At 73.4% G+C, this 8,186-nt stretch carries 10 protein-coding genes; 4 read left to right on the forward strand and 6 right to left on the reverse strand.

The features are described 5' to 3' along the window. The 3 genes from DQW85_RS31745 to thiO all read right to left on the reverse strand — a co-directional run. Positions 1–647 (reverse strand): thiazole synthase (locus DQW85_RS31745; RefSeq protein WP_240197549.1); only part of this gene is annotated, 647 nt, incomplete at its 3' end. Positions 648–687: 40 nt separating this feature from the next. Next, positions 688–888: a sulfur carrier protein ThiS gene (thiS, locus tag DQW85_RS31750; protein ID WP_113703475.1), complete on the reverse strand. Its 201-nt coding sequence runs from the start codon at positions 886–888 to the stop codon at positions 688–690. Between the two features lie 58 nt (positions 889–946). Next, a complete protein-coding gene (gene thiO / locus DQW85_RS31755; RefSeq protein WP_113703476.1) occupies positions 947–2,092 on the reverse strand; it encodes a glycine oxidase ThiO in 1,146 nt (381 codons plus the stop codon). Between the two features lie 163 nt (positions 2,093–2,255). Here thiO and DQW85_RS31760 point away from each other — a divergent pair, with 163 nt between their 5' ends. The 3 genes from DQW85_RS31760 to thiE are packed head-to-tail and all read left to right on the forward strand — an operon-like array spanning position 2,256 to position 4,437. Then, positions 2,256–3,419 (forward strand): NAD(P)/FAD-dependent oxidoreductase, encoded by a 1,164-nt coding sequence (locus DQW85_RS31760; RefSeq protein WP_240197548.1) that lies wholly within the window; start codon positions 2,256–2,258, stop codon positions 3,417–3,419. A 30-nt stretch (positions 3,420–3,449) separates the two neighbouring features. Continuing rightward, on the forward strand, positions 3,450–3,824 hold the full coding sequence (locus tag DQW85_RS31765; protein ID WP_113703478.1) for an Rv2175c family DNA-binding protein: 375 nt from the start codon (positions 3,450–3,452) through the stop codon (positions 3,822–3,824). Next, a complete protein-coding gene (gene thiE, locus DQW85_RS31770; RefSeq protein ID WP_113703479.1) occupies positions 3,802–4,437 on the forward strand; it encodes a thiamine phosphate synthase in 636 nt (211 codons plus the stop codon). Before DQW85_RS31765 ends, thiE begins: the two co-directional genes overlap by 23 nt. Before the next feature lie 25 nt (positions 4,438–4,462). Here the strand turns inward: thiE and DQW85_RS31775 are convergent, their stop codons facing one another. After that, positions 4,463–5,530, reverse strand: coding sequence for a polyprenyl synthetase family protein (locus DQW85_RS31775; protein WP_113703480.1), 1,068 nt, complete (start codon positions 5,528–5,530; stop codon positions 4,463–4,465). 90 nt (positions 5,531–5,620) lie between these two features. On the opposite strand from DQW85_RS31775, the gene metF reads away from it, so the two are divergent. Continuing rightward, positions 5,621–6,541: a methylenetetrahydrofolate reductase [NAD(P)H] gene (gene metF / locus DQW85_RS31780; protein ID WP_113703483.1), complete on the forward strand. Its 921-nt coding sequence runs from the start codon at positions 5,621–5,623 to the stop codon at positions 6,539–6,541. A 259-nt stretch (positions 6,542–6,800) separates the two neighbouring features. On the opposite strand, the gene DQW85_RS31785 is transcribed toward metF, so the two are convergent. Then, positions 6,801–7,439, reverse strand: a complete 639-nt coding sequence (locus tag DQW85_RS31785; protein WP_113703481.1) for a GNAT family N-acetyltransferase — start codon at positions 7,437–7,439, stop codon at positions 6,801–6,803. Positions 7,440–7,449: 10 nt separating this feature from the next. Continuing rightward, entirely contained in the window at positions 7,450–7,941 is a 492-nt protein-coding gene (locus DQW85_RS31790) for a YbaK/EbsC family protein (protein WP_113703482.1), read from the reverse strand. Positions 7,942–8,186 lie beyond the last annotated feature (245 nt).

Here is an 8,186-nt window from a genome sequence, read left to right on the forward strand (position 1 = left end):
CGGGCGAGCCGGCCCGCCTGGACGGCGCCGCGCATCGCCGCCGCCATCACGTCGGGCCGCTGCGCGCGGGTGACCGCCGTGGCGAGGAGCACCCCGTCGCAGCCCAGCTCCATCGCCAGCGCGGCGTCGCTGGCGGTGCCGATGCCCGCGTCGAGGATCACCGGCACCGAGGCGGCCTCCACGATCAGCTCGATGTTGTGCGGGTTGCGGATCCCCAGGCCCGAGCCGATGGGCGCGCCGAGCGGCATGACGGCCGCGCAGCCCGCCTGCTCCAGGCGGCGGGCCAGCGCGGGGTCGTCGCCGATGTACGGCAGCACCACGAACCCGTCGGCCACCAGCCGCTCCGCCGCGTCGAACGTCTCGATCGGGTCGGGCAGCAGCGTCCGCTCGTCCGCGATGACCTCCAGCTTGACCCACTCGGTGCCGAGCGCCTCCCGCGCCAGCCGGGCGGTCAGCACGGCGTCGCCCGCGGTGAAGCAGCCCGCCGTGTTGGGCAGGACCCTGATGTCGCGCCGGCGCAGCACGTCGAGCACCGAGCCGCGCGCCGCCGGGTCGAGCCGCCGCATCGCGACCGTGGTCAGCTCGGTGCCGGAGGCGACGAGCGCCTGGTCCAGCACCTCCAGCGACGGCGCGCCGCCGGTGCCCATGATGAGCCGCGAGGAGAACTTCTCGCCTGCGATGATCAGGTCATCCACCTTGCACCGCCGTCAGCACCTCGACGCGGTCGCGGTCGCTGAGCGCCGTGGTCTCCCACGCGCCGCGCGTCACCACCTCGTCGTTCACGGCCACCGCGACGCCCGTGGTGGCGCCCGTCAGGGTCAGTACGGCCTGCGCCACGGTCGTGCCGTCGGGCACCTCCCGAGGGTCGCCGTTGATCGTCACTTTCATCCCATCTCCTTGAGAGACCCGGAGTTCTGGCCCGGGGAGGCGGTCAGGCGCCGCGTCTTCAGGTCGCGCCCCGGGGAGCGTCCGGCCGGGCCGGTCCGTGATGCCGCTCCGGGGAGCAGAGGGGGGCCAGCTCCGCCTCCTCGCCAAGGAGGATGGCGGCCGTGAGAGGGGCGAGCAGCACCCCGCCCCGGTGGTGGCCGGTGGCCAGCGTGAGCCCGGGGGTGCCGCTCGCGCCGATGAGCGGCACGTTGTCCGGCGTGCCGGGACGCAGCCCCGCCTCCACCTCGGCCACCTCCAGCTCCGTGACGCCGGGCACCAGCTCCCGGGCGTCGCGCAGCAACTCGTACAGGCCGCCGGCGGTCACCCGCGTGTCGAACCCCAGCTCCTCCTGCGTCGCGCCCACCACCAGCTCGCCGTCGCCGCGCGGCACCAGGTAGACGGGGGTGCCGTGGACCGTGCCGCGCACGCACCGGCCGAGCAGCGGCTCAGTGGAGCGCAGCCGCACGATCTGGCCCTTCACCGGCCGCACCGGGACGTCGGCCAGCTCGCCGCTCCACGCCCCGGCCGCCAGGACGACCCCGTCCGCCCGGATCTCCGAGGGCGTCCCCTGCCGGGGCTCCAGGCGTACTCCCCGAACCGCGCCGTCCTCGCGCAGCAGCTCGGCCACGCGAGCGCGCACCAGCGGGACCCCGCGCCGTTCGAGGGCGGCGAGCAGGGCGGCCGTGACGCGGCGCGGATCCACCCAGGCGTCGCCGGGGGCCAGCAGCCCGCCACGCACGGACGGCGCCAGCATGGGCTCCAGACGGCGGCACTCGCGGCCGGTCAGCCGCTCGACCCGGAGCCCCAGCTTCTCCATGAAAGCCGCCAGCTCGCCGAGCGCCGCCAGGTCGTCGGCCCCGAACGCCACGTCAAGCGTCCCGTCGGCCCGCAGATCCAGCCCGAGCCCGGTGTCCCGGACCCCGGACCCGGCGTCGGCGGCCAGCTCGGCGGCGAAGGACGGCCACCTGCGCAGCGAGGCCGCGCCCAGCCGGAGCAGCGGCTCCTCCGTGTAGGTGACCTCGCTGACCGGCGCCAGCATGCCCGCCGCCGCGTGCGACGCCCCCGAGGCGGGGGCCGGATCGACCACGGTCACCGCCCGCCCCGCGCGGGACAGCCGCCAGGCGATCGACAGCCCGACGATCCCGCCGCCCACTATCACTTCCATGCGCGCTCCCTTCGCCGGCATGACCCGGATCAGGTGGCTTGCGGTCGAAGGCCCGCTCAGCCTTCCTCTCAGCCCGGTATTCGGCCGGACTCCCGCGCGTCGTACGCCTCCACCCTAAGGCCTCATTGCGACCCGCCCGCACCGGCCCGTTATGGTCTTGACCGTGAACCATGTCGTGGTGGTCGGAGCGGGCCTGGCCGGTGTGCGGAGCATCGAGGCCCTGCGCGGGCGAGGGTTCGGCGGCGGGATCACCCTGCTGGGGCAGGAGCGCCACCGCCCGTACGACAGGCCACCGCTGTCCAAGGCCGTCCTGCTGGGCACCAGCGACTCCAGCTACGTCGACTCCGACCTCGCCACACTCGAGGTCGATTTCAGACCGGGCGTCAGCGCCAAGTCGCTGCGGCCGGGCGTCGTCGAGACCACCGAGGGCGAACTCTCCTACGACGGGCTGGTCGTCGCCACCGGAGCCGAGCCCATCACGCTGCCGGGCGACGGCCCGCAACACGTCCTGCGCACCCTCGACGACGCGCTGGAGCTGCGCGCCCGGCTCGTCCACGGCGCCCGCGTCGTGGTCATCGGAGCCGGATGGATCGGCGCCGAGGTCGCCACCGCCGCGCGCCGGGCCGGATGCGAGGTGACCGTCCTGGAGGCCGCCTCGGCCCCGCTCGCGCACGCCGTCAGCGCCGAGATGGGCGCCCGCACGCTGAGCTGGTACGAAGGCGTCGACCTGCGGCTCGACACGATGGTCGCCTCGGTCGACGAGGGCGGGGTGCGGCTCGTCGGCGGCGAGTTCGTGCAGGCGCACGTCGTCGTCACCGGCATCGGCGTGCGCCCGGCGGTCGAGTGGCTCGCCGGCGCCGACATCGACCTGCACAACGGCGTCGTCACCGACGAGCACCTGCGCACGTCGCTGCCGGGCGTGGTCGCGGTGGGCGACTGCGCCGCCTGGTGGTCGCGCCGCTACCGGACGCGGCTCAGGGTCGAGCACTGGGACACCGCGCTCAACGCCCCCGAGGTCGCCGCCGCCACCCTCCTGGGCGAGGAGGCGGTGTACGACCCGGTGCCCTACTTCTGGTCGGAGCAGTTCGGCCACATGGTGCAGTACGCGGGCCACCACCAGGCCGGCGAGCGCCTCGTCTACCGCGGCGAGCCCGAGGGCAAGTGGTCGGCCGTCTGGCTCACCGGCGACGACAGACCCGTCGCCGTGCTCGCCGTGGACCGGCCGCGGGATCTGGTCCAGGGCCGCCGGCTCATCGACCGGAGCCAGCGTCTCGACGTGTCACGCCTGGTAGATCCCGATATTTCGCTACGCGATTGTGTTGTTTGAGGCGGCGCGGCATGTGGTAGTTGTGGTTCCGTGACGCTTTCTGTTGCACAGATCGACCGGGAGACCGACCAGCTCGTCGACGAGTGGCTCACTCTCCCCGAAGTGGCCGACCGCCTCGGGCTCAGCCTGGGCCGGGCCAAGCAACTCCTCAAAGACCACAAGCTGCTCGGCGTACGGCGGGGCAGCGGTGGACCCCAGGTGCCCGCGGTGTTCCTCGACGGCGAGGACGTGATGAAGGGCCTGCCGGGCACGCTCACCGTGCTGCAGGACGCCGGCTACGACGACGTCGAGTCGCTGCGCTGGCTCTTCACCCCGGACGACTCACTGCCCGGCTCGCCCGTCCAGGCGATCAGGGCCGGTCGCCACACCGAGGTCAAGCGGCGTGCCCAGGCCCTCGCTTTCTGACGCCCGGCTCTACCTCTGCACCGACGGCCGCCGCGAGCGCGGTGACCTGCGGGAGTTCCTCGACGCCGTCCTGGCCGCCGGCGTGGACGTCGTCCAGCTCCGCGAGAAAGGGCTGGAAGCGCGCGAGGAGCTCGCGCTCCTCGAGGTCTTCCGCGACGCCTGCGACCGGCACGGCCGGCTGCTGGCGGTCAACGACCGGGCCGACGTGGCCCACGCCGCCCGGCCCGACGTGCTCCACCTGGGGCAGGACGACCTCCCCGTGCGGGTCGCGCGAGAGATACTCGGCGACGACGTCCTCATCGGGAGGTCCACCCACTCCGCCGCCGAGGCGTCCGCCGCGGCGGAGGAGGAGGGCGTCGACTACTTCTGCTGCGGCCCGATCTGGCCCACCCCGACCAAGCCCGGGCGGCCCGCGCCGGGCCCCGCGCTGCTGCGCCACGCGGCGTCGCTGGGCACCGACCGGCCGTGGTTCGGCATCGGCGGCATCGACCTGGCCAACCTGGACGAGGTCATGTCGTACGGGGTCACGCGGGTGGTGGTGGTCCGCGCGATCACGCACGCGGACGACCCGGGCGCGGCGGCGGCCGAGTTCGCCAAACGCCTGGCCCGCTGATGGAGCGCCCGCCGCGCGGAGGAGGTCAAGTCTTGCGGGAGGTGGCGGCCACGGCGAGCTCGGCCAGTGCGGCGCGGGCCTCTGATGTGACCGGCGCCTTGTCCAGGCAGGTCAGCGCCTCACCGAGGTAACCGCCGATCAGGTCCTCGCACTCCCGCAGCGCGCCCGTGTCCTCGATGACCCCGCGCAGGGTGGCCACACCCTCGTCGTCGAGCGTGGGATCGCCGAGCAGGCGGCGTACGGTGTCGGCCTGCCCGGGCGACGCGGCGGCGAGCGTGCGCGCCACGAGCATCGTGCGCTTCCCCTCGCGCAGGTCGTCGCCCGCCGGCTTGCCGGTGCGCGCCGGGTCGCCGAACACGCCCAGGATGTCGTCACGCAGCTGGAACGCGATGCCGACCCGCGTGCCGAAGCCCGTGCACAGCTCGTCCATCCACGGCACGGGCTCACCCGCCGCCAGCGTGAGCCCGAGCCGGAGCGGCTGCTCGACGGAGTACTTGCCGCTCTTGTAGAGGGCGACGCGAAGGGCGGACTCGAACGTGTTCTCCCCGTGGGCCTGCTCCAGCAGGTCGAGGTACTGGCCGCACATCAGCTCCGTGCGCATGTGGTCGTGCACCGGCTGGGCCGCCGCCAGCGACGCGGGCGGCAGGCCGCTCGTACGCCACATCTCGCCCGACCAGATCAGCAGCAGGTTGCCCAGCAGGATCGCCGCGCCCACCCCGAACTGCTCCGCCGAGCCGTGCCAGCCCGACCGGGCGTGGATGGCCTCGAAGCGGCGGTGCGCGGCCGGCATGCCCCGGCGCAGGTCGCTCTTGTCCATCACGTCGTCGTGCACCAGCGCGCTGGCCTGCAGCAGCTCGAGGGACGCCGCCGCGGTGAAGATCTCGGGCAGCTCGGCTCCGCCCGCGCCGCGCCAGCCCCAGTAGCAGAACGCGGGACGCAGCCGCTTGCCGCCCGCCAGCAGCTCCTTGGCGGCGGCGCGCAGCGGCTCCAGCTCCGCGGCGCCGGTGGCGGGCAGCTGCCGGTCGACGAACTCCCGCAGGGAACGATCAACCTGTTCGCGCAGGATGACCATGCTCGCGGCCTCAGTGCTCATGCCATGAGACTAGTGGTCGGGCCCACGGACCCGGCTCTCCAGGCGCCCTTGTGTCCAATGGCGCGGGCCTGATCGGGGTACCCTGTGGCCATGGCCCTTGGTCGACCTTCCATCCTGCCCGATCGTGTCCCCACCGTCCGCGAGCTCCTCGCCGCCGGTGGCCGGTCGTTCTCCTTCGAGTTCTTCCCGCCGAAGACCGACGAGGGTGAGCGGCAGCTGTGGCGGGCGATCAGGGAGCTGGAGGCGTTGCGGCCCACGTTCGTCTCCGTGACGTACGGCGCGGGCGGCTCGACCCGTGACCGCACCGTCGACATCGTGGAGCGGCTCGCCCACGGCACGACGCTCACACCCGTGGCCCACTTCACGGCGGTCAACCACTCGGTCCGCGAGCTGCGCCACCTGGTGGGGCGCTTCGCCGACGCCGGAGTGCGCAACATCCTGGCCGTGCGCGGCGACCCCCCCGGCGACCCGACCGCCGAGTGGGTCGCGCATCCCGAGGGTGTCCGCTACGCCGAGGACCTGGTGCGGCTGATCCGGCAGGCCGGCGACTTCTGCGTGGGCGTGGCGGCGTTCCCCTACAAGCACCCACGCTCGCCGTCCATCGAGTCCGACACCGAATACTTCGTACGCAAGTGCGAGGCCGGCGCCGACTACGCGATCACGCAGATGTTCTTCCAGGCGGACGACTACCTGCGGCTTCGCGACAGGGTGGTGGCCCGCGGCTGCGACACGCCGATCATCCCGTGCATCATGCCGGTCACGCAGATGAGCACGATCGCGCGGTCCGAGCAGCTCTCGGGCGCGCCGTTCCCGCCGGACGTGGCGGCCCGCTTCGAGGCCGTGGCCGACGACCCGGCCGCCGTGCGCCGCCTCGGCATCGACCACGGGGCCGAGCTGTGCCAGCGGCTGCTCGACGAGGGCGCGCCGGGCATCCACTTCATCACGTTCAACCGGTCCAGCGCCTCGCGCGAGGTCTTCCAGCGCCTGTCACACGCGGCGGTCGCGGTCTGACCCAGGCCCGTCGCGGCTCTGGACTCCGGGTGCGACGTGCCCGCACGTCCCCGGTGGGCTCCGGCCCTCCGGCGCGCGAACGTGGGGGCCGGTAGCCGGTGCGTGTGGAGGGTCCCGCCACCCGCCCGCAGGGGGACCCGGCGGGTGGCGGGCTGGGGTGGGTAGACGCGCGGTAAAGCGTCCGTTACCTTGCGTGTTCAGTCATGCCCCCACGTCATGCCTCCGAAACCCCCGGGTCAAGGCTTTACCAGGGACGCCGTCAGGGCAGCGGGAGGGCGCGGCCCACGATCGCGTACTCTTCGTAACCGCCGGGGAAGACGAACCGGGTCAGCAGGTCGCCGAAGCCCATGCTGGCGTACAGGTGGCGGGCGGCGGTCGGGCTGTCGTGCGTGGAGAGCACGGCGGAGCGTTCCCGGCGGCCCGCGCACAGGGTCCTGATCATCGCGCGGCCGATGCCCTTGCCCTGGTAGTCGGGGTGTACGTGGATCTCGGCCAGCTCGAACGCGTGGTCCAGCCAGGCTCGGGCCGCCTCGCGCCCCGCCCGCTCCTCCAGCGCCCGGAACACCACGTCGTGCCACCACTGGCCCGGCGCGCCACGGAAGCCGTAGGCGAACCCCACCGGGCGGGGGATCGGGCCAGGGTCCGCCGCCTCGGCTCCGGCGTCGGGCGCGGCTGACGACGCGGGTGGCGGGATGGCCGACGACGGGCGCAGGCCGGAAAAATCGCGCAGCTCTGCGAAGTAGCACTGAAATTGGGGATAACTGGCGTGATTACGCATGATGCTGGCGCGACCGGCGATCTGATCGGGGGGTGGGCGCATGGCGGCGGTGTAGATGTCGATCACCGTGTCCAGCCGTTCGCCGAACTCGGCGGGGCCCGCGCCGCGAAACTCGATCATTCGTCGCACACTACTCGACGTCCACGGGGGTGCCTCCGGTAATGCGCACCAACTCGTCGAAGGTGGTGGGGAAGATCGTGTGCGGGTGCCCGCCCGCCGCCCACACCACCCCATGCTTGCCGAGCCAGTTGTCCACCAGCGTCCTGACCGGCGCCGGGTGGCCGACGGGCGCCACGCCGCCGATCGGCTGGCCCGTCGCCTGCCGGACGAACTCGGGGGTGGCCCTCCGCACCGTGCCCACGCCGGCGGTGCGGGCGATCAGCTCCACGTCCACGCGGTGCGCGCCGCTCGTCAGCACGAGCAGGGGCGCGCCGTCCGCGTCGAAGACGAGGCTGTTGGCGATGGCCCCGACCTCGCAGCCGATCTGGGCGGCGGCCGTGGCGGCGGTCGGCGCCTTCTCGGGAAGGACGACGATCTCGCCGCCCGCTCCGAGCTCTCGCAGGACGGACTGGACCAGGACGGCGTTGGCGGGCAACCGCGCGGCGGACGACTTCTCGGACATGCGGACACTCTAAGGCGCTTGCCCGTGGTCCTCCCGCATGCAGTGGTGATATAGGTCTTTTGACCCAATCATTGGAATAAGAGGTGATACGGGTGGTGGCACCGCGTCTGACTGCTTTGGTGACCGCGAGCGCCGTCGTGCTCGCCGGGTACGGGACCGGGGCCGCGCGGGCGCAGACGCAGGTCGCAGCCCTCACCGCGCCCCTCACCGCGCCCCCCACCGCGCCCCCCACCGCGCCCCCCACC

Origin of the sequence: Nonomuraea lactucae, assembly GCF_003313395.1 — a bacterium.
Classification (GTDB): domain Bacteria; phylum Actinomycetota; class Actinomycetes; order Streptosporangiales; family Streptosporangiaceae; genus Nonomuraea; species Nonomuraea lactucae.